The 19923-nt window shown below is 72.8% G+C and carries 16 protein-coding genes; 8 read left to right on the forward strand and 8 right to left on the reverse strand.

Annotated features, from left to right (window positions below; translation table 11 throughout):
• Nucleotides 1–78 precede the first annotated feature (78 nt).
• From ABD437_RS15870 to ABD437_RS15895, 6 genes are read left to right on the forward strand one after another with little or no spacing between them, the layout of a single operon-like run.
• Complete coding sequence (locus tag ABD437_RS15870; RefSeq protein WP_344649609.1) at nucleotides 79–990, forward strand: STM4015 family protein; 912 nt, start codon at nucleotides 79–81, stop codon at nucleotides 988–990.
• The gene (locus ABD437_RS15875; protein WP_344649610.1) at nucleotides 987–2039 is read left to right on the forward strand and encodes an STM4014 family protein; all 1053 of its coding nucleotides are present in this window, start codon (nucleotides 987–989) and stop codon (nucleotides 2037–2039) included. The genes ABD437_RS15870 and ABD437_RS15875 overlap by 4 nt, the downstream gene beginning before the upstream one ends.
• Nucleotides 2036–2827, forward strand: a complete 792-nt coding sequence (locus ABD437_RS15880) for an STM4013/SEN3800 family hydrolase (protein WP_344649611.1) — start codon at nucleotides 2036–2038, stop codon at nucleotides 2825–2827. Before ABD437_RS15875 ends, ABD437_RS15880 begins: the two co-directional genes overlap by 4 nt.
• The gene (locus ABD437_RS15885; protein WP_344649612.1) at nucleotides 2824–4131 is read left to right on the forward strand and encodes an STM4012 family radical SAM protein; all 1308 of its coding nucleotides are present in this window, start codon (nucleotides 2824–2826) and stop codon (nucleotides 4129–4131) included. Before ABD437_RS15880 ends, ABD437_RS15885 begins: the two co-directional genes overlap by 4 nt.
• Nucleotides 4131–4979 (forward strand): STM4011 family radical SAM protein, encoded by an 849-nt coding sequence (locus ABD437_RS15890; RefSeq protein ID WP_344649613.1) that lies wholly within the window; start codon nucleotides 4131–4133, stop codon nucleotides 4977–4979. Before ABD437_RS15885 ends, ABD437_RS15890 begins: the two co-directional genes overlap by 1 nt.
• A gap of 47 nt (nucleotides 4980–5026) precedes the next feature.
• Complete coding sequence (locus ABD437_RS15895) at nucleotides 5027–5335, forward strand: SCO4225 family membrane protein (protein ID WP_344649614.1); 309 nt, start codon at nucleotides 5027–5029, stop codon at nucleotides 5333–5335.
• Between the two features lie 204 nt (nucleotides 5336–5539).
• Here the strand turns inward: ABD437_RS15895 and ABD437_RS15900 are convergent, their stop codons facing one another.
• From ABD437_RS15900 to uvrC, 5 genes are all read right to left on the reverse strand, one after another.
• Nucleotides 5540–5848: a hypothetical protein gene (locus ABD437_RS15900; RefSeq protein WP_344649615.1), complete on the reverse strand. Its 309-nt coding sequence runs from the start codon at nucleotides 5846–5848 to the stop codon at nucleotides 5540–5542.
• A 1424-nt stretch (nucleotides 5849–7272) separates the two neighbouring features.
• Nucleotides 7273–8253, reverse strand: coding sequence for a DNA-binding protein WhiA (whiA, locus tag ABD437_RS15905; RefSeq protein WP_344649616.1), 981 nt, complete (start codon nucleotides 8251–8253; stop codon nucleotides 7273–7275).
• 66 nt (nucleotides 8254–8319) lie between these two features.
• Nucleotides 8320–9261 (reverse strand): gluconeogenesis factor YvcK family protein, encoded by a 942-nt coding sequence (locus ABD437_RS15910; protein WP_344649617.1) that lies wholly within the window; start codon nucleotides 9259–9261, stop codon nucleotides 8320–8322.
• 160 nt (nucleotides 9262–9421) lie between these two features.
• Nucleotides 9422–10348: an RNase adapter RapZ gene (rapZ, locus tag ABD437_RS15915; protein WP_425558159.1), complete on the reverse strand. Its 927-nt coding sequence runs from the start codon at nucleotides 10346–10348 to the stop codon at nucleotides 9422–9424.
• A complete protein-coding gene (gene uvrC / locus ABD437_RS15920) occupies nucleotides 10345–12471 on the reverse strand; it encodes an excinuclease ABC subunit UvrC (RefSeq protein WP_344649618.1) in 2127 nt (708 codons plus the stop codon). The genes rapZ and uvrC overlap by 4 nt, the downstream gene beginning before the upstream one ends.
• A 243-nt stretch (nucleotides 12472–12714) precedes the next feature.
• On the opposite strand from uvrC, the gene ABD437_RS15925 reads away from it, so the two are divergent.
• Nucleotides 12715–13404, forward strand: a complete 690-nt coding sequence (locus ABD437_RS15925; protein ID WP_035850016.1) for a Crp/Fnr family transcriptional regulator — start codon at nucleotides 12715–12717, stop codon at nucleotides 13402–13404.
• Between the two features lie 470 nt (nucleotides 13405–13874).
• On the forward strand, nucleotides 13875–17471 hold the full coding sequence (locus ABD437_RS15930) for an AAA family ATPase (protein WP_344649756.1): 3597 nt from the start codon (nucleotides 13875–13877) through the stop codon (nucleotides 17469–17471).
• On the opposite strand, the gene ABD437_RS15935 is transcribed toward ABD437_RS15930, so the two are convergent.
• From ABD437_RS15935 to ABD437_RS15945, 3 genes are read right to left on the reverse strand one after another with little or no spacing between them, the layout of a single operon-like run.
• Nucleotides 17435–18085 (reverse strand): response regulator transcription factor, encoded by a 651-nt coding sequence (locus ABD437_RS15935; RefSeq protein ID WP_344649619.1) that lies wholly within the window; start codon nucleotides 18083–18085, stop codon nucleotides 17435–17437. The genes ABD437_RS15930 and ABD437_RS15935 overlap by 37 nt on opposite strands.
• The gene (macS, locus tag ABD437_RS15940) at nucleotides 18072–19199 is read right to left on the reverse strand and encodes a MacS family sensor histidine kinase (RefSeq protein WP_344649620.1); all 1128 of its coding nucleotides are present in this window, start codon (nucleotides 19197–19199) and stop codon (nucleotides 18072–18074) included. The genes ABD437_RS15935 and macS overlap by 14 nt, the downstream gene beginning before the upstream one ends.
• A 7-nt stretch (nucleotides 19200–19206) precedes the next feature.
• Nucleotides 19207–19917: a lysophospholipid acyltransferase family protein gene (locus ABD437_RS15945; protein ID WP_344649621.1), complete on the reverse strand. Its 711-nt coding sequence runs from the start codon at nucleotides 19915–19917 to the stop codon at nucleotides 19207–19209.
• Between the last annotated feature and the right edge of the window lie 6 nt (nucleotides 19918–19923).

Consider the following 19923-nt stretch of genomic DNA (forward strand, 5'->3'; position numbering starts at 1 on the left):
AGTGGGGTTCACGGAAATGTCGGGGGCGCTTGTTACCCTCCGCCGCAATTCGGCCCGCCATCCACTTAGGAGTTTCCGGTGACCATCCCGAGCGACGAGGAACTGACCCGCTTCTACGGACTCCCGGTCGTCGCCGTGGAGGACGGCCTCCGCGCCGGCATCGAGCAGGCGGCCTGGAAGATTCCCCCGGCCTTCCACGAGGGCACCGAGCCGCTTCTCGATCAGTTCTCGCGCCTGGTCGAGCAGGTGTCGGTGCAAGCGCTGGTGATCGGCAACTGGGGCGGTGCGTTCGAGGCCGCTCCGGTCGCGGAGATCCTCGAGCTGGCCGACCGGTTGCCCGACCTGCGGGCGCTGTTCCTCGCCGACATCTCGCCCGACGAGTGCGAGATCTCCTGGATCCAGCACGGTGACATCACGCCGCTCTTCGCCGCGTTCCCGAAGCTGGAGGTCTTCCGGGTCCGGGGCTCCTCGGGCCTGGTCATGGAGCCGATCGCGCACGCCGCGTTGCGTGAGCTGGCGTTCGAGACCGGTGGCCTGCCCGCCGGGGTCACCCGTGCGGTCGCCGCGAGCGACCTCCCCGCGCTCGAGCACCTCGAGCTGTGGTTCGGGGAGGAGGAGTACGGCTGCGACACCACGCTCGAGGACGTCGCACCGATCCTCGTCGGTGAGCGGCTGCCCGCGCTGCGGCACCTGGGGCTGCGCAACTGCGAGTTCGCCGACCTGCTGGCCGCCGCGCTCGCCGGCGCGCCGATCGTCCCCCGGCTGACGTCGCTCGACCTCTCGCTCGGGCTGCTGAGCGACGAGGGGGTCGGCCAGCTGCTCGACGGTCAGTCGCTCACCCACCTCACCTCGCTGGATCTGCACTGGCACTCGGTCAGCGAGGAGGGTCTGGAGCGGCTGGGTGGTGCGCTGCCCGACGTGCGGATCGACGCGAGCGAGTCGCAGGCGGGCGAACCCGAGGACGAACGATACGTCGCGGTCGGCGAATGATCGCGCTGGTCGGGAACCCGGGTAGCCGGCGGGCCACGATGTTCGCCGCGGCGGCGCGTGCGGCCGGGCACGGCGTCGAGGTGCTGCCGTGGCGCGCGGTCGCCGGCGGCCCGGTGGCCGTCCCGGCGGGTGCGCTGGTGCGGATCGATTCGCCGGGCGAGGACGCCGAGGTGGACCGGCTGCTGCGGAGGGCCGACCGGCCGGCGGAGTTCGGCGAGATCGTCGGCGGCGCGGCCTGGTACCGGGGGCTCCGGGCCGGGCTGGGGCGGGTGGCCACCGCGGCGGAGGCGTCCGGCGCGCGGCTGCTGCACGACGTGGACGAGATCGCGGTCATGTTCGACAAGCGCGTGGCCCACGCCCACCTGGCGTCCCGCGGTGTTCCCGTCCCGGCGGCCCTGCCGGCCGCGGTCGGTGGGTACGACGAGCTGCGTGCGGCGATGCGTGCCGCGGGCTGGGCGCGGGTGTTCGTCAAGCCGGCGCACGGCTCGTCCGCGTCCGGTGTGGTCGCGCTGCACGCCGCCGAGGGCCGGGCCCACGCGGTCACGTCGGTGGAGCTGACCGACCGAGCGCTCTTCAACTCGCTGCGGGTGCGCCGGTACACCTCCGAGCACGAGGTCGCGGCGATCGTCGACCGGCTGGCCCCCGACGGGCTGCACGTCGAACGCTGGTTCCCGAAGGCGAGCCTCGGCGGCCGGGTGTTCGACCTGCGGGTACTCGTCGTCGGCGGGGTGCCCGGCCACGTCGTGGTGCGCACCAGCCGCACCCCGATGACCAACCTGCACCTGGGCAACGCCCGCGGCGACGTCGACGCCGTCCGCGCGCTGATCGGCGCCGACGCGTACGGGTCCGCGTTGGCCACCTGCGTCGAGGCCGCCGCGTGCTTCCCGGGCAGCCCGCACGTCGGCGTCGACCTGATGGTCGGTGTCGACCGGCGGAGCCACGCGGTCGCCGAGGTCAACGCGTTCGGCGATCTGCTGCCCGGCGTCCTGGACGCGCACGGCCGCAACACCTACGAGGCGCAGCTCGACGCGGTGGGAGCACGGGTATGAGACGACTCATCGGCAGCCACGACCTGCTCTTCGTCACGCTCGACACGTTGCGTCACGACGTCGCGGCCGAGCTGGCCGCGGCCGGTCGCACCCCCAACCTGGCGCGGCTGCTCCCCGGCGGCCGGTGGGAGCGTCGCCACACCCCGGCGAGCTTCACCTACGCCGCCCACCAGGCGTTCTTCGCCGGTTTCCTGCCCACCCCCACCACTCCCGGCCCGCATCCCCGCCGGTTCGCCGCCGCGTTCCCCGGCAGCGAGTCCACCAGCGACGACACCTGGGTCTTCGAGGAGCCCGACGTGGTCACCGCGCTCGCCGGCGCCGGCTACCACACGGTCTGCGTCGGTGGTGTCGGCTTCTTCAACCCGGTCTCCGCGCTCGGCCGGGTGCTGCCGGGCCTGTTCGCCGAGTCGCACTGGGAACCCGCGTTCGGCGTCACGAACCCGGGGTGTTTCGAGGCCCAGCTCGACCGGATCGAAACGGTGGTCGCCGGGCTCGACCGCGCCCGCCCGCTGTTCCTCTTCGTCAACGTTGCCGCGCTGCACCAGCCCAACCGGCACTACCGGGCCGGCGCCGAACACGACTCCCGGGAGACCCACGCGGCCGCGCTGGAGTACGTCGACGCGCACCTGCCCCGGCTCGTCGCCGCGGTCACCGGGCGCGGGCGTCCCTGCGCCGCGATCCTGACCTCCGACCACGGCACGGCCTACGGCGAGGACGGCCACGTCGGGCACCGCATCGCCCACGAGGTGGTCTGGACCGTGCCGTACGCGGAGGTGGTCCTCCCGTGACGCTCGACGGCTCGCCGTACCAGGGCTACCTCTACGCCTACCCGCACAAGACCGCCTACCGGCCGTTACGTCCCCGCCCGGCGCTGCGCGAGGTCTGGGCGGCCGAACCCACCGACGCGCTGTTCCTCTACGCCCACCTGCCGTTCTGCGAGATGCGCTGCGGGTTCTGCAACCTCTTCACGCGCGCCAACCCGCCGGCCGAGCAGGTCCGCGCGTACCTCGCTCAGCTACGCGTCCAGGCCCGGCGGGTCGCGGACGCGCTGGGCCCGGTGTCGGTCGCGCGCACCGCGGTCGGCGGGGGCACCCCCACCTACCTGACCGCGCCCGAGCTGACCGAGCTGTTCGACGTCCTCGACGCCTTCGGCCGCGGCGCGGTACCGACGTCGGTCGAGACGTCACCGGCCACCGCGACGCCGGAGCGGCTGGCGGTGCTCGCCGAGCGCGGCACCACGCGGGTGAGCATCGGTGTGCAGAGCTTCCTCGACGACGAGGCCCACGCGGCCGGGCGGCCGCAGAAACGCGCCGAGGTCGACCGCGCACTCGACACGATCCGCGCCGCCGGCATCCCGGAGCTCAACGTCGACCTGATCTACGGCATCGCCGGGCAGACCGCGCAGAGCTGGGAGTACTCGCTGACCACGGCGCTGCGGTGGGCCCCGGAGGAGGTGTTCCTCTACCCGCTCTACGTCCGGCCGCTCACCGGCCTGGGGCGGCGGAACGCCGACGGGAGCGACCCGGCCTGGGACGCCCACCGGCTCGCGCTGTACCGGCAGGGCCGCGACCACCTGACCGCCGCCGGTTACCGCCAGCTCTCACTGCGGCACTTCCGGCGGGCACCCACCCCCGACGACAGCGGCGACTACCGCTGCCAGGACGACGGCATGGTCGGGCTCGGCTGCGGCGCCCGCTCGTACACCACCGACCTGCACTACTCGTTCGACTACGCGGTCGGCATCGGTGAGGTGCGCGCGATCATCGACGACTACGTCCGCCGCCCGGCGTCCGACTTCGACCACGCCGAGGTCGGGTACCACCTCGACGACGCCGAGCAGCGACGCCGCTGGCTGGTGAAGTCGCTGCTGCGCTCCGACGGCCTCGATCCGGCCGCCTACGAGGCGCGGTTCGGCACCCCACTCGACGCCGACTTCCCCGAGCTCGACCGGCTGGCCGAACGGGAGTGGCTCGTGCGCGGGGCCTCGGCGGTGGCGCTCACCCCCGCCGGAATGGAGCGCGCCGACGCGATCGGGCCGTGGCTCGTCTCCGACGCGGTGCGCAGCGCCATGCGTGAGCACGTGACGCGCTGATGGACCTCTCGATCCTGTACCGCGGCCCGCTCGCGAGCTGCAACTACGACTGCGCGTACTGCCCGTTCGCCAAGCGGCGCGACAGCCCGGCGACGCTGACGGCCGACCGGGAGGCGCTCGAACGCTTCACCGACTGGGTCACCCGCAACCCCGACGACGACCGGATCTCGGTGCTGTTCACGCCGTGGGGCGAAGGGCTGACCCGCTCCTGGTACCGGCGGGCGCTGGCCGAGCTGTCCCACCTGCCGCACGTGGGCCGGGTGGCGATCCAGACCAACCTGTCGGCCCGGTTCGCGTGGATGGCCGACGCGAACCTCGACCGGCTCGCGCTCTGGGCCACCTACCACCCCTCCCAGATCAGCCGGGGACGGTTCCTGGCCCGCTGCGCGACGCTGCACTCGTGGGGCGTGCGGTTCTCGGTCGGCATCGTGGGGCTGCCCGCGCACCACGATGACGCGCGCTGGTTGCGGGAGGCCCTCCCCGAGGGCGTCTACCTCTGGGTCAACGCGGCCGAAGGGCACGTGTACACCCCGGCCGAGGAACGGGGCTGGGCGGCGATCGACCCGCTGTTCTCCTACAGCGCGCGGCCGCACCTCTCGGCCGGGCGGCCGTGCCGCACCGGCGACACCGTGCTGTCGGTGCGCGGCGACGGCAGCGTCCGGCGCTGCCATTTCGTGGACGAGCCGCTGGGCAACCTGTACGACGGCTCCTACCGGCAGGCATTGCGGCCCCGGGCCTGCCCGGTGGCGACGTGCGACTGCCACATCGGTTACGTGCACCTGGAGACCCTGCCGCTGTACGACGTGTTCGCCGGCGGGGTGCTGGAACGAATACCCCACGGCTTCTAGGTACAAGCACTCACGCGACGCGGTTGCGCACCGGCGAAAGTAAACGCATGCGAATCCTTCAGCTCGCCTTCGGAAACTGGTTCTCCCGCGCCTACCTGATCGCCGTCGCCGCCGTCGCGGCCGTGGTCACGTTCAGCCTCGCCACGTGGGACCAGCCGGACGCCAACCTGGCCGGCGTCTGGCTGATCTTCGCGACAATGCCGTTCTCGTTGCCGCTTTTGGCGGTGACCCCTGACTCGGCACTCGGGCCGGTTGTGTTCTACGGCATCTGCGCCGTAGCGGCGGTGGCGAACGCCGCGTTCATCGGCGGGATGGTCGCCCTGTACCGCCGCTCCGGCCGCCGTCCCGCTCTCTGACCGCACGCCCACGGGCCACCCAGCCACCCCTGACGCCCACCACCTGATGCCACCACCTGGTGTCACGGCTAGATAGCACCACCTGATGTCCTGCCTGATGTCGCCGCCTGATGGCTACTGCTTGTGGCCCATCACCCGATGCCGACCTTGCCCGATGCCGGCCTCGCCCGATGCCGACCGCCCGGCGACAGTTATTCCGCCCAGCTACTGCGCTCGACGGTTGGTGGTCACCCGATGCGGCCTGCAGCCAGCAGCAGATTCCGCCCAGCAGGTCCGCCCGATGGCGCAGCGGTTTGCGGCCAGCAGTTTGCGGCCAGCGGTCATTGGCAGCAATTCCGCCGAGCCCTCGCCCGGCGCAGACCGCACAATGTCAGCCACCCCATCCAGCCATCTCCGCCCAGCGCCCAGCCCACCACCGACACCCAGCGGCAGCCCCACCACCGACACCCCGGCAGCAGTCCCACCACCGACGCCCAGCGGCAGCCCCACCACCGACACCAGCAGCAGCCGCATCGCCGGCACCCAGTGGTGAGCACCAGCGCCGGCGCCCACGGGCAGCACCAGCGGCCAGGGCTAGGTGTGGCTTCCAGCGGAGCCCGGCACAGCCCAATCATCCCGAGGCCAGGGCTAGGTGCGGCTTCCAGCGGAGCCCGGCACCGCCCAGTCATCCCGCGGCCCAGAGCACTTCATGGGCCGCGGCACGGGGAGGCAATGCGGCCTCCTTCACGGCGCGGTACGCCCCCACTGCCGCGGTACTCCCGCTGCGCGGCTTACCCCGCGAAGAGGGGGCCACAGCGCGGGCAACTCAGCGGTACAGCGCACGCCGAAGTGGGACCGGTATGAGTGCACGGCCACGACCCGAGGCACACACAGCAGTACGGCGCATACCTCATATCGAGTCACACGCGCCTGTGTGGCCCGCCTACTCGTAGCACGACCCACCCGCGCCGCACCGCACACCCGCACCGCGCCGCACGCGCCGCACACCCGCACCGCGCCGCACACCCGCACCGCGCCGCACACCCGCACCGCGCCGCACACCCGCACCGCGCCGCACACCCGCACCGCGCCGCACACCCGGCCGACGCAACGTGCCCTGGGCGATACGGCGCCGCCTGGGCAATGCGTTACGCCCCGGACGCCCCGTTACACCCAGCAACGCCGCAAGCCTCGGGCAATCGGCGCACCCGGCATACCTTAAGCCGGGCGGCGCACGCCGGGTGATGGGTACACCGGCAATACAGCGTGCGCTTCACGGCAACACGCACCCCGCCACAGACGCCCGCAGCAAGCCGGCACCCCAGCGACACCAGGGGCACCGCACACCGCCCCGCACCACCGGGAGCATCACGACCACACCCCGCGACATCACGCACACCGCACCCGCAAACACAGCGAGGACCGCCGCCGCGGCTTCGCGACACCATGAACACCGCAGCCGCACACGCAGCACCGAGCACCACAGCCGCGCCCCACGACACCACGAGCACCACAGCGGCACCCCGCGACCCAGCGGGCACCCCAGCCGCACCCGCAACACCGCGAGCACCGCAGCCGCGCCCCGGGACCCAGCGAGCACCGCAGCCGTCCCGGGACACCACGAGCACCACAACGGCACCCCGCGATACCGAGCACCACAGCGGCCTCCCGCGATACTGAGCACCACAGCGGTGCCCCGCGACCCAGCGGGCACCCCAGCCGCACCCGCAACACCGCGAGCACCGCAGCCGCGCCCCGGGACCCAGCGAGCACCGCAGCCGTCCCGGGATACAGCGAGCACCGCAGCCGTCCCGGGATACGGCGGGCACCGCAGCCACCCCGGGATACAGCGGGCACAGCAGCCGCGCCCCGTCGCACCGCGGGCACCGCAGCCGCGCCCCGTCGCACCGCAGCCGCGCCCCGTGGCACCGCGAGCACCGCAGCCGCAGCGAGCAGGGTCAGGGGGCGAGCATCTCCGGGGTCACGCTGGCCTCCGTGTCCGGAATTCCCGTGTCGTGAGCGCGCTTGTCAGCCAGCGCCAGCAAACGCCGTATGCGGCCGGCTACCGCGTCCTTGGTCAGCGGCGGATCGGCCAGCGAACCCAACTCCTCCAGCGACGCCTGGCCGTGAGCCAACCGCAGCCGCCCCGCGGCGAGCAGGTGCTCGGGCGCGTCCCCGCCGAGGATCTCCATCGCCCGTTCCACGCGCGCGCCGGCGGCCACCGCGGCCCGGGCCGAGCGGCGCAGGTTGGCGTCGTCGAAGTTGGCCAGGCGGTTGGCGGTGGCCCGCACCTCCCGGCGCATCCGCCGCTCCTCCCAGGCCAGCACGCTGGCGTGGGCGCCGATGCGGGTCAACAATGCACCGATCGCGTCGCCGTCACGCACGACGACGCGGTCGACGCCGCGCACCTCGCGGGCCTTCGCGGTGACGCCGATGCGCCGGGCCGCCCCGACCAGGGCCAGCGCGGCCTCCGGCCCGGGGCAGGTGATCTCCAGCGCGGCCGAGCGGCCCGGCTCGGTGAGCGAACCGTGCGCCAGGAACGCACCCCGCCACGCCGCCTCCGAGCAGCACGCCGCCGCGGACACGACCTGCGGCGGCAACCCACGCACCGGCCGGCCCCGGACGTCGAGCAGACCGGTCTGACGGGCCAGCGAATCACCCTCACGCACCACCCGCACGATGTAACGGCTGGTCTTGCGCAACCCGCCCGCGGTGAGCACGTGCACCTCGCTGCCGTGGCCGTAGACCTCGGCGATGCTCTGACGCAGACGCCGGGCGGCGTTGCCGGTGTCGAGCTCGGCCTCCACCACCACGCGCCCGGCGACGATGTGCAGGCCGCCGGCGAAGCGGAGCAGCGCCGCCATCTCGGATTTGCGACAACAGGGTTTCGTGACCACGACCCGGCTCAACTCGTCCTTGACCGCGGCCGTCATCGCCATCGCGCTGCTCCAGTCGTCTCGCTCTGCCCCCGTTGCGGCACGCACGGCGGCCCCAGCCGACCGGTGTCAGCCGGTGCCCAACACTCCGCGGAGCGCGGTGGCGAGAGCCTGCTGATCGTGCCGCGGACTTCCGTCGGACGCCGCTACCGGCGCCACAACCAGTCGTCCCCCCAGAGATTCTGCCGCACGCGACAGGCCGGTGTGGTCCCCGACGATGTGTGGATCTGCCAGCACGACGTCCACTTTCAATGCCGGAGCGTGTTCGGCCAGCGCATGGAGGTGCCCGTCGAACGGCATTCCCTTGGTCTCACCGTCGGTGCTGAGGTTCAGCACGACGATCCGGCGGGCCGGCGAGCTGACGATCGCGTCGGCCAGTTCGGGCACCAGGAAGTGCGGGAGCACGCTGGTGAACCAGGAGCCGGGGCCCAGCACCAGCGCGTCGGCCATGTTCACGGCCTCGACCGCTTCCGCGCACGCCGGCGCGTCCGCCGGGGTGACCCGGACGCGCCGGACCTGCCCCTTGGTGCTGGCGACCTCGTGCTGACCGTGGACGGTGACGACGTTGCCCAGTGCACCGGCGACGTCGGCCTCGATGTCCAGCGGTTCCGCGGCCATCGGCAGCACCCGGCCCCGGCAGCCGAGCGCGCGGTACGCGTGCTCGAGCGCCTCCACGGTGCCGCCGAGGATGTCGGTGAGCCCGGAAATGATCAAGTTGCCGATCGCGTGCCCGCCGAGCTCACCTTTGCCGGGGAAGCGGTGCTGGAACACCGCGGCGGTCACCGGGTCGGCCGGGTTGGCCAGCGCGACCAGCGCCTGACGCAGGTCACCAGGGGGAATGCCCCCGAACTCGCGACGCAGCCGGCCGCTGGAGCCACCGTCGTCGGCGACCGTCACCACGGCCGTCGGTTCGATCCCGAGCAGACAGAGCGCCTTGAGCGAGGCGAACAGCCCGTGGCCGCCGCCGAACGCCACTACTCGGGGAGGCCGCTCGGTGTCCGAGCCGATCACGCCTCTCGCCGTCCCATTTCCCGTCCGCCCCTCTGCCGAATGCCATCGGTACACCGCCGCACGTCCGTGACGGCACGATTCGCGGCGTTAGTGCCTCGCGCTGCGCCTTTCATCGGCAACGCGTAGCGGAGGCGGACGGTACCGTGCTCCGCGCCGGCCGTCACTCCCGGCCCAGGTCCCGGTGGCTCACGGTGGTGGGGATGCCCCGGGCCTCCAGCCGCGCGGCCAGAGCGAGCGCGCTGGCGACACTGCGGTGCTTACCGCCCGTGCATCCCACGGCGATGGTCAGGTAACGCTTGCCCTCGCGCTTGTAGCCGTCGGTCGCCATCGCGACCACGGCCGCGTACTGGTCGAGGAACTCCACCGCGCCCGGCTGCGCCATCACGTAGTCGCTGACGGCCTGGTCCTTGCCGCTGAACGGCCGCAGCTCGGGCACCCAGTGGGGGTTGGGCAGCCACCGCATGTCGACCACCAGGTCGGCGTCGGCGGGCAGCCCGTACTTGAAGCCGAACGAGAGCGTCGTGACGTGGAGGGTGCGCTCGGGAGTGACGAACAACTCCTCGATGCGCCCACGGAGCTGGTTCCCGTTGAGCAGGCTCGTGTCGATGATCACATCGGCGACTTCCCGCGCGTTGGCGAGCAATACCCGCTCGGCCGCGATTCCGTCGGCGAGCCGGCCCTCCCCCTGCAGCGGGTGCGCCCGGCGAACGCTCTCGAACCGCCGGATCAGAACGTCGTCGGACGCGTCCACGAACACCACGCGGGGATGGAAACCCCGGGTGCGCAGATCGGCCACCGCGCCCAGCAGATCCGTGGAGAACGCCCGGCTCCGGACGTCGAGCGTCATCGCGGTGCGCCGGCCCGCACCTCCGGAGGCGAACGCCAGCTCGGCCATCGTGACCATGAGCGTCTGCGGCAGGTTGTCGACGACGTAGTAGCCGACGTTCTCCAGCGCACGGGCCACCGTGCTGCGGCCGGCCCCGGACAAGCCGGTGACCACGACGAGGTCCATCTCCGCTCGTGCGGCGGCGATGCCGTCCACGTCCCCGAGATCGTCGGCGCCCGGCGACCGTTCCCCGATCGTCATCGGTCCTCGTGTCTCCCCGCTCGCAGCGTTGTTACTCCTGATTCTGCTGCGTCGACGCTAGTCCCCGCAGCCCGCACACCAGACTTTTCGGTGTCTTTGGTCGCTTCCGGGGCTGATCGGGCCGCCGGAACCGCGGTGTCACCGGCGAGCGCGGCCACGATCGCCTCGGCCGTGCGGCGCCCGATCCCGGGCACGCTGACCAGTTCGTCGGCCGACGCCTGCCGGAGCCGCTTCAGCGACCCGAACTGGCGCAGCAGCGCCTTGCGCCGGGCCTCGCCCAGGCCGGGGACGTCGTCGAGCGCCGACTCGGTCATCCGCTTCGAGCGCTTCTGCCGGTGATAGGTGATCGCGAACCGGTGCGCCTCGTCACGCACGCGCTGGAGCAGGTAGAGCCCCTCGCTGGTGCGCGGAAGGACGAGCGGGAAGTCGTCGCCGGGCAGCCAGACCTCCTCCAGGCGCTTCGCGAGCCCGCAGAGCGCCACGTCGTCGATGCCGAGCTCGGCCAGCACCCGCGCGGCCGCCGCCACCTGGGGCGCGCCCCCGTCGACGACGACGAGGTTGGGTGGGTAGGCGAACTTCCGGGGACGCCCGGTCGCCGGATCGATGCCCACGGGCACGCCGCGATCGGCCGAGGCCTCCGCCCCGGCCTCGGACCCGGCCTCGGACCCGGCATCCGGCTCCCCGTCGGCCTCCCCCGGCAGATCGCCGGTCTCCGCGTGGGCGTCCAGGTACCGGTTGAAGCGCCGGCGCAGCACCTGGGCGAGCGACGCCGTGTCGTCGGGCGGCCCGTCCGGCCCGGAGCGCACCGCGAACCGCCGGTACTCCGACTTCCGGGCCAGCCCGTCCTCGAAGACCACCATGCTGCCGACGATGTCGGTGCCGCTCACGTGCGAGATGTCGTAACACTCGATCCGCAGCGGCGCCTCGTCGAGCAGCAGCGCGTCCTGGATCTCCTGCAGGGCCTTCGACCGCGCCGTGAGGTCGCTCGCCCGCTTGAGTTTGTGCTGGTTGAACGCCTGCTCGGCGTTGCGCTTGACGGTCTCCATGAGCGTCTTCTTGTCGCCCCGCTGCGGCACCCGCAGCGCGACGCGGCTGCCACGCAGCTCCGAGAGCAGCTCTTCGAGCACACCGGCGTCGGTGGGCAGCTCGGGCACCAGCACCTCGCGCGGCACCACTTCACTCGCGTCGTCGCCGCCGTAGATCTGCAGGCAGAACTGTTCGACCAGGTCGCCGACGCCGAGGTCCTCGACCTTCTCGATGACCCAGCCGCGCTGGCCGCGGACCCGCCCGCCGCGGACGTGGAACACCTGCACGGCGGCTTCCAGGCCGTCGTCGGCGAACGCGATCACGTCGGCGTCGGTGCCGTCGCCGAAGACGACGGCCTGCTTCTCCATCGCCCGGCGCAGCGCCCCGATGTCGTCACGCAGCCGGGCGGCCCGCTCGAACTCGAGCTCGTCGCTGGCGCGCTGCATCTCCCGCTCGAGCCGGCGCAGCATCTGATCGGTCTTGCCGGCCATGAAGTCGCAGAAGTCCTCGACGATCTCCCGGTGCTCCTCGGCCGACACCCGGCCGACGCACGGCGCCGAGCACTTGTCGATGTAGCCGAGCAGGCAGGGCCGCCCGATCTGCCCGGCGCGCTTGAACACACCGGTGGAGCAGGTGCGTGCCGGGAAGACCCGGAGCAGCAGATCGAGGGTTTCGCGGATCGCCCACGCGTGCGCGTACGGGCCGAAGTACCGCACGCCCTTCTTCTTCGGGCCGCGCATCACCCGGAGCTGGGGATACTCCTCGTAGAGCGTGACCGCCAGGCTCGGGTAGCTCTTGTCGTCGCGGTAGCGGACGTTGAAGCGCGGGTCGTACTCCTTGATCCAGGAGTACTCCAGCTGCAGCGCCTCCACCTCGGTGGTGACGACGACCCAGTCGACGTTGGCCGCGGACGTGACCATCTGATAGGTACGCGGGTGGAGGCCAGCTGGATCGGCGAAGTACGAGTTCAGACGGTTGCGGAGGTTTTTCGCTTTACCGACGTAGATGACCGTGCCCCGAGAATCCCGGAAACGGTAGACACCAGGTGACTCCGGGATCGTTCCCGGAGATGGGCGGTAGGTGGACGGGTCGGGCACGCTGGAAAGCCTAGTCGGGCCCTCCGACAATCCCGTTCCGCGAACCGGCGACCGGGCTACATATCGCCTTTCCGCCGATCCCGCTGTCAGACATCCGACACGACACGGCATCATGGTTCGCCAGATGACGACGCGACCACGGAACGAGGCGACCGGGACGATGCAGGCCGGGGGAACGACGACCGGGACGAACCCGGCCACGGTACAGGCCGTGACCGTACCGACCCGAACGAAGGGGCCGCGATGACCGCGCCGGGCACTCCGCAGGCCGACGACCCGCTGGCCGGTGTCGATCTCTTCGCCGGCCTCGCGCCCGCCGTGCGCAGCCGGGTGGCCGCGGCGGCCGTGCCGCGCAGCTACCGGCGCGGGCAGCTCCTGTTCCTGGAGAAGGACCCCGGCGACTCGCTGATCATGGTCCGCCGCGGCGCCGTCTCGGTGTTCCGCACCGCCCCCACCGGCGATCGCGCGCTGCTCTACGTGGTGCGCCCGCCCGGCGTGCTGGGCGAGTTGGCGCTGCTCGACGGCGGCAGCCGCTCGGCGTCGGCGGAGGCGTTGGAGGAGACGCACGTCCTCGCGCTCTCCCGGGGCGCGTTCCTCGAGCTCGTGCGCACCCAGCCGCCGATCCTCGACGGGGTGATGCGTTCGTTCGGCGGGCTCATCCGCCGGCTCACCGATCAGACGTCCGACCACATCTTCCTGGACCTCCCGGGCCGCGTCGCGAAGACGCTGATCCGCCTCGTCGGTGACAACCGGTCACCGGTCGTGACGATCGATCTGAACCAGACCCAGCTGGCCGAGATGGCCGGCGGCTCGCGGCAGAGCGTCAACCAGGCGCTCGGCACGTTCGCGACCCGGGGCTGGCTGCACACCGAGGGACGCAAGATCGTCGTCACCGACATCCCGGCGCTCCGCCGCCGGGCCGGCATGACGTGAGCTTTCCCCTGGATTCGTCACGTTGAGCGACTAGATCAGTCGCACGTGACCCATGTCTCAGTCGCGTCTGTAACGATGACGCCGGTGGAGACCAACTCGTCGAGCACCGTCTCGGGAACCCGGACCGTGGAGCCCTCCGGATGACCGATTCCCGCGGAGTCGACCCATGACGTCTTCAGCGTCACGGTGACCATACTCGACATTCCGGGCATTGCGGGAAATCGCCTCCATCCGGCATGGTTCACCGGACGCACCGGACCCCACCGCTCAAGTCGCGACACACGGTAGTCGCACCCCGCCCCGTCGTGTCAGCGAAGCGTCCGGTAGACGACTGAGAATGGCTCCGACCGGATGATCTTCGGCCGGATGGGTGGCTCTCGGCGAAGGCCACTGAGACGATTCACAGCAAATACACGACCGCTGACAGATTTGGTGTACTGGAAGACCTTGCAAGCGGGGGTGAAGGACCCATCGACACGCATTGCGCACGCTGCGCCGCCGTGGGCCGGCCCGGCGACCGTTTCTGCGGCCGCTGTGGCTCCGCGCTGCTGCGCAAGTGCCCCAGTTGCGCCGCGGGCGTCGAGCTGACCGCCGAGACCTGCCCGCACTGCGCCGTCGACCTCGACCCGGCCGCCCGCGGCCTGCCCGTGCCCGGCGTCGCGTCCCGGGAGGAGCGGCGGGTCGTCACGATCCTGTTCGTCGACCTCACCGGCTTCACCAACCTCGGGGAACGGCTCGACCCCGAGGACCTGCGCGCGCTCCAGCAGCGCTACTTCGACACCGTCGCGCGCGCGATCCGCCGCCGCGGTGGCGTGGTGGAGAAGTACATCGGCGACGCGGTGATGGCCGTGTTCGGCGCACCGGTCACCCAGGAGGACGACGCCGTGCGCGCGGTCCGCGTGGGGCTGGAGCTCCAGGCCGACCTGGACGGGCGGATCATCGGCCCGTCCGGTCCGCTGCGTGCCCGCGTCGGCATCGCCACCGGTGAGGTCGTCGTCGACCTGGACGCGATCCGCGACGGTGGCCAGGCCCTGGTCGCCGGCGACGTGGTGAACCTGGCGAGCCGGTTGCAGTCGCACGCACCGGTCGGCGGCATCGTCGTCTCCTCGGCCACCTGGCGCGCCAGCCGCGAGTACGTCGAGTACGCCGAGATGCCGCCGGTCATGGTCAAGGGCAAGGCCGGGCCGGTCCCGGTCTGGCGTCCGCTGCGCCTGGTACAGCGCCGCTGGGACCGCCACCGCGACCACGGTCCGTTCGTCGGCCGCGGCCCCTACCTCGACCACCTCGCCGGGCTGCTGCGCGCCACCGTCGACGACCGGGCCCCGCGCCTGGTCACCGTCGTCGGCCCGGCCGGCGTCGGGAAGAGCCGCCTGGTGCGCGAACTCAACCGCCACGCCGAGCAGGCCATGCCGGTCGGCGTCCGCTGGGTCGGCGGGCGTTGCCTGGCCGGCGGCGAGGGTGGCCCGTTCGCGGCCGTCGCCGAGGTCGTCACCGGGTACGCGGGGGTACTCGAGTCCGACAGCGCCGACACCGCCCGCCGCAAGGTCGTCGACTCGCTGCACGGCCTGCTCACCACGGCCGAGCGCAGCAGCGTGGTCGACGCGCTCGCGCCGCTGGTCGGCTACGCCGCTCCCCCGGTCGAGGCCGACGAGGCCCAGGCCGCCTGGCGCATGTTCTTCGCCCGGCTCGCCGCGCGCCGCCCGCTCGTCGTCGTCATCGAGGATCTCGCGCTCGCCGAACCGCCGCTGCTCGACTTCCTCCGGCAGCTCGTCGACACCGTCGACGGGCCGCTGCTGGTGCTCGGCACCGCCCGCCCGGAGCTGCCGCCCAAGTGGTACGACGCCAGCCATCCCCGTCACGCGCTGGTGGAGCTCCCGCCGCTCGACCCGCACGACACGCTGACGCTGTTCCGCGCGCTCGCGGTCGACTCGCCGATCCCCGACGAGGCGCTCGAGCACCTCACCGTGCTCGCCGCGGGCACCCCGCTCTACGCCCACGAGTACGTCCGCATGCTCGCCGACCAGCAGAGCGACGACGCCGAGGGCGCGCTCCCGCTGCCCGACTCGGTGCTCTCGGTGGTCGCCAGCCGCGTCGACCTGCTCGGGCCCCGCAGCCAGCGTGCGCTGCAGGCCGCGGCGGTGATCGGCGAGGTGTTCTGGCCCGGCGCGGTGGCCACGGTGGCCGAGCTGGCGCGCGACGAGGTCGAGGCGCTGCTGGCCGAGCTGCGCGCGAAGGCGTTCATCCGGCCGGCCACCGGGCACGTGCTGGCCGGCGAACCCGCGCTGGCGTTCTCGCACGCGGTCGTCCGGGACCTCGCCTACCGCCGTCAGCCCCGCGCGCTGCGCGTCGTGCGTCACCAGCGGGCCGCCCGCTGGCTGCAGTCGCACGTCACCGGCCGCACCACCGAGGCCGTCGACGCGGTCGCGCACCACCGGGTCGCCGCGCTGGAGCTGGCCCGCACGCTGCACATGGACGTCCGCCCGTTCCTCCAGCCGGCCCGCACCGCGCTGGTGGCCGCGGCCGAGCGCGCCGCCAGCCTGCACGCCGCGCCCACCGCCGTCGACCTGCTCGACAAGGCGCTGGCGCTCTGGGACGACGCGAACACGCTGACGCTCGAGGAGCTGGCGGCGCTGGAACACCCGGCCGCTCGGGACGACGAGGTGTCCCGCCTGTCCGCGCTGGTGCTGCGGTGGAAGCTGCGGTTCACCGGGGCGCCGGAGGAGTTCCAGGGCGCCGCCGACGTCGCCCGGTGCGCGAGCCAGCTCGAGGTGCTCGGGGCGCGCGACGCCGCCGCGAGCGCACGGACGCTGCTCAGCCAGGTCGCCTGGGCCCGCGGTGACCGCACCGCGGCGCTGGCCCACCTCGACCGGGCGCTGGCACCCTACGGCGCCGGCGACGAGAGCCCGGTACGCGCGGCCGCCCACGCCGAGCTGGCCCGGCTGCGGATGATGAGCTACGAGGTCGACGAGGCCACCACCGCGGCCAAGACCGCCGGTGACCTGGCCCGCCGTCTCGGCCTGCCCGAGCTCGAGGTCAACGCGCAGATCACCGAGGGCGCGGCCCGCTACCTGGCCGGTGACCTGTCCGGGCTGACGCTGCTCGAACGCGCGGTCGACCGCAGCCGCACCGATCACCTGCGCTCGCTGCGCCGGGCGTCGGAGAACCTGGCCAGCGCGCTGCAGGAGGAGGGCGAGATCGCCCGCAGCTTCGCGCTGCTGGACGAGGCCGCGGCGACGACGCTGAGCTTCCGCGGCGCGCCGCACCCGGGCCACACGCCGATGCGTGCGTACTTCGACGGCGACTGGGACGCCACGCTGGCCTCCGCCGACGCCGCGTTCACCGGTGACGAGTCGCTCGACGCCGAGTGGGCGCACCTGCGCACGCTCGCGGCCTGGCTGCGGGCCCTGCGCGGCGAGGACACCGGCTTCAACCCCGAGGCCATCGTCGTCACCGCCGCCCGGCACGGCAGCCGGCTGGCGATGGCCAACGCGCTCGCCCACGCCGCGCTCTACCGCGCGGTCAACGGCTCGGCCGAGCAGGCCACCGTCGCGCTGCGCCGCCTGGAGGCCGAGCACTCGGCCGAGGCGCTGGCGCCGCGCGAGTGGCTGGCCGCCGCCGCGCACGCCGCGGTGCTCACCGGCGTCAAGTGCGGCGCGCACGGCGAGGAGTCCGCCGGGTGGCTGAAGGGTGTGCTCGACGCCGCGCCGCGCGAGACGCTCTGGGTGCGTGCCGCCCGCTCGGTGGTCAACGGCGCCCAGGCGGCGCACAACGGCGACCACGGCACCGCGGCGCTGCACCACGCGGTCGCCGCGTCGGTCTACGAGCGGATGGGCGACGCCACCGACGCGGCGCTGGCCACCGCCTGGTCGCTGCGCGCGGCCCGGGCCGGCGAGGTCGCACCGGTGCCGGAGCTCACCACCCGCCTGACCACGTTCGGGCTGCGTAACCGGGCCCGCCTGCTGCTGCGGTTCGCCACCACCGATCCGTTAGACAACCCGGACGTGCCGGACGATCCCGGGCCGCTGGCCGGTCAGGATTCCTCGTCCAGCCCGGCCTCGATCGCGTAGCGCACCAGCCCGGCCCGGTTGTGCACCTGCAGTTTGTCCATGACGTTCTGCAGATGGTTCTGCACCGTCCGGATCGACAGGCTCAGGCGGGTCGCGACCTGCTTGGCGGTGAGCCCACGGGCCACCAGCCGCAGCACCTCGGTCTCCCGGCTCGTCAACGCCGGTCCGGCGGCCGGCTCGGGCCCCGCGGCGAGCCGCCGGTACTCCCCGAGCACCAGCCCGGCCAGGCCCGCGGTGAACGCCGCCTCGCCCCGTGAGGTGCGGGTGACGGCGTCGATCAGCTCACCGGCCCCGGCCGACTTCACCAGGTAGCCGGTGGCGCCGGCCCGGATCGCGTCCAGTACGTCCGGCCGCTCCGCGCTCGCCGAGAGCACCAGCACCCGGCAGGACGGGTCGGCGGCCAGGATCCGCGTGGTGGCCTCGACGCCGGAGAGCTCGGGCAACTGCAGATCCATGACGACGACCTGGGGCCGGCTCGCCGCCGCGATCCGCACCGCCGCCGCGCCGTCCCCCGCGGTGGCGACCACGTCGAACCCGGCGTCGCCGAGGTCGCGCGCCACCGCGTCGCGCCACATGGGGTGATCGTCGACGACCATGACCCTAACGGGGGACATTCAGCTCCACCTCGGTTCCTTCGTCGGGCGCGCTGGTGATCACGACCGTGCCGCCGAGCTCGCGGATCCGGCCGCGGACCGACTGGACCACACCGAGGCGGCCCTCCCCCGCGGCCTCGGCGAGCCGGCCGTCCGGGATGCCGGGCCCGTCGTCGCGCACGGTCACCAGTACCGCGTCCGGCTCTTCCTCGATGACGACCCAGGCGTGCGCGCCGGGCGCGTGTTCGGACACGTTGTGCAGGGCCGCGGCGACCGCGGCCGCGACCTCGGTGGCGACCGCGGCCCGCAGCATGACCGGCTCGGCCGGCGCCACCAGCTCGATCGACGGGCTGACCGTGGCCGGGGTGACCAGCGCGACGAGATCCACCTCGCCGTCCGACGGTGCCGCCGAGCCGCGGGTCATCAGCGCACGCAGCGCAGCCTCCTGCTCACCGGCGAGTTCGGCCAGCTCCCGGCCCTCGCCGTCGAGCGCGGTTCCCCGCCGCTTCACCAGCGCCAGCACCTGCAGCACACCGTCGTGGATCTGCCGGGCCAGCCGATCGCGCTCGGCGACCGCGCCCTGCTCCTGCCAGGCGTCGACCAGGAGCCGGTCGACCTGGCGGAGCACCTCGGCGACGTAGCCGATGACGATCGCCGCCAGCAGCACCAGAATCATGTTGTGCACGGTGCCCCTGGTCGGCTGTCCGCTGACCACCACGACGTTCGCGACCCCCAGGCCCAGCGTCGCCAGCAGGCCACCGACGATCTCCCAGCGCAGCGCCCAGGCCATCACCGCGGTCGAGGCCCACACCGTCGGCACGGTGAACTCACCGCCGGCGATCCGTTCCGGCGTCTCGACCAGCCGGGTCGCCAGCACGGTGGCGAGCGTGACCGCCAGGTCGACGACGAACAGCACCGGGGTGCGCAGCCGCGGACGGGCGTAGCAGTACGAGGAGACGACGCTCCACGCCGCCATCACCGCGAGCGTCGCCACGCACCAGGCCGGGCTGTTCACCCGGCCCAGGTCGTCCAGGTTCAGCGCGACCGCGTAGACCAGCGTCAGGAACCGGAACGCGGCCAACGCCCGCCAGCCGGTGACCTCGACGGTGAAGCCGGCCGGCCGCCGGTCACCCACGGGCGGGCTAGGCGGCAACGGGCTCCTGCGCCGGGCGCGCGGCGCCCGACCCGTTCTTCACCGACGCGGCGTACACGTCGCTGTACTGCTGGCCGGACAGCTGCATGAGGTCGTACATGATCTGGTCGGTCACCGACCGCTCGACGAACCGGTTGCCGGCCATCCCCGCGTAGCGGGAGAAGTCCAGCGGCTTGCCGACCCGCATCCGGACCCGCATCACCTTCGGGACGAGGCGGCCGATCGGCTGCACGTGATGGGTGTTCAGCATCGCGACCGGCACCACCGGCACCCCGGTCTGCAGCGCGAGCCGGGCCACGCCGGTCTTGCCCCGGTAGAGCTTGCCGTCGGGCGAACGGGTGCCCTCCGGGTAGATGCCCAGCGGCTGGCCCTCGCCGAGCACCCGCGCGCCGGTGACGAGCGCGGCCTCGGCGGCCGAGCCGGACGTGCGGTCGATCGGGACGCAGCCGGCCGCGCTGAAGAACAATCGGGAAAACAGGCCTTTGAGCCCCTTACCGGTGAAGTACTCCGCTTTGGCCAGGAAAACGATCCGGCGCGGGCACATCAGCGGAAAGAAGAACGAGTCGCTGAACGAAAGATGATTACTCGCGAGAATGACCGGCCCGGACGTGGGGATGTGCTCGACACCCTCCAGCACCGGCCGGAAAAAGAGCCGGAGAAACGGACCAATCAGGATGTATTTGCACACCCAGTAAAACACCGTTCC

The sequence above is a fragment of the Cryptosporangium japonicum genome (genome assembly GCF_039524755.1).
Lineage (GTDB): Bacteria > Actinomycetota > Actinomycetes > Mycobacteriales > Cryptosporangiaceae > Cryptosporangium > Cryptosporangium japonicum.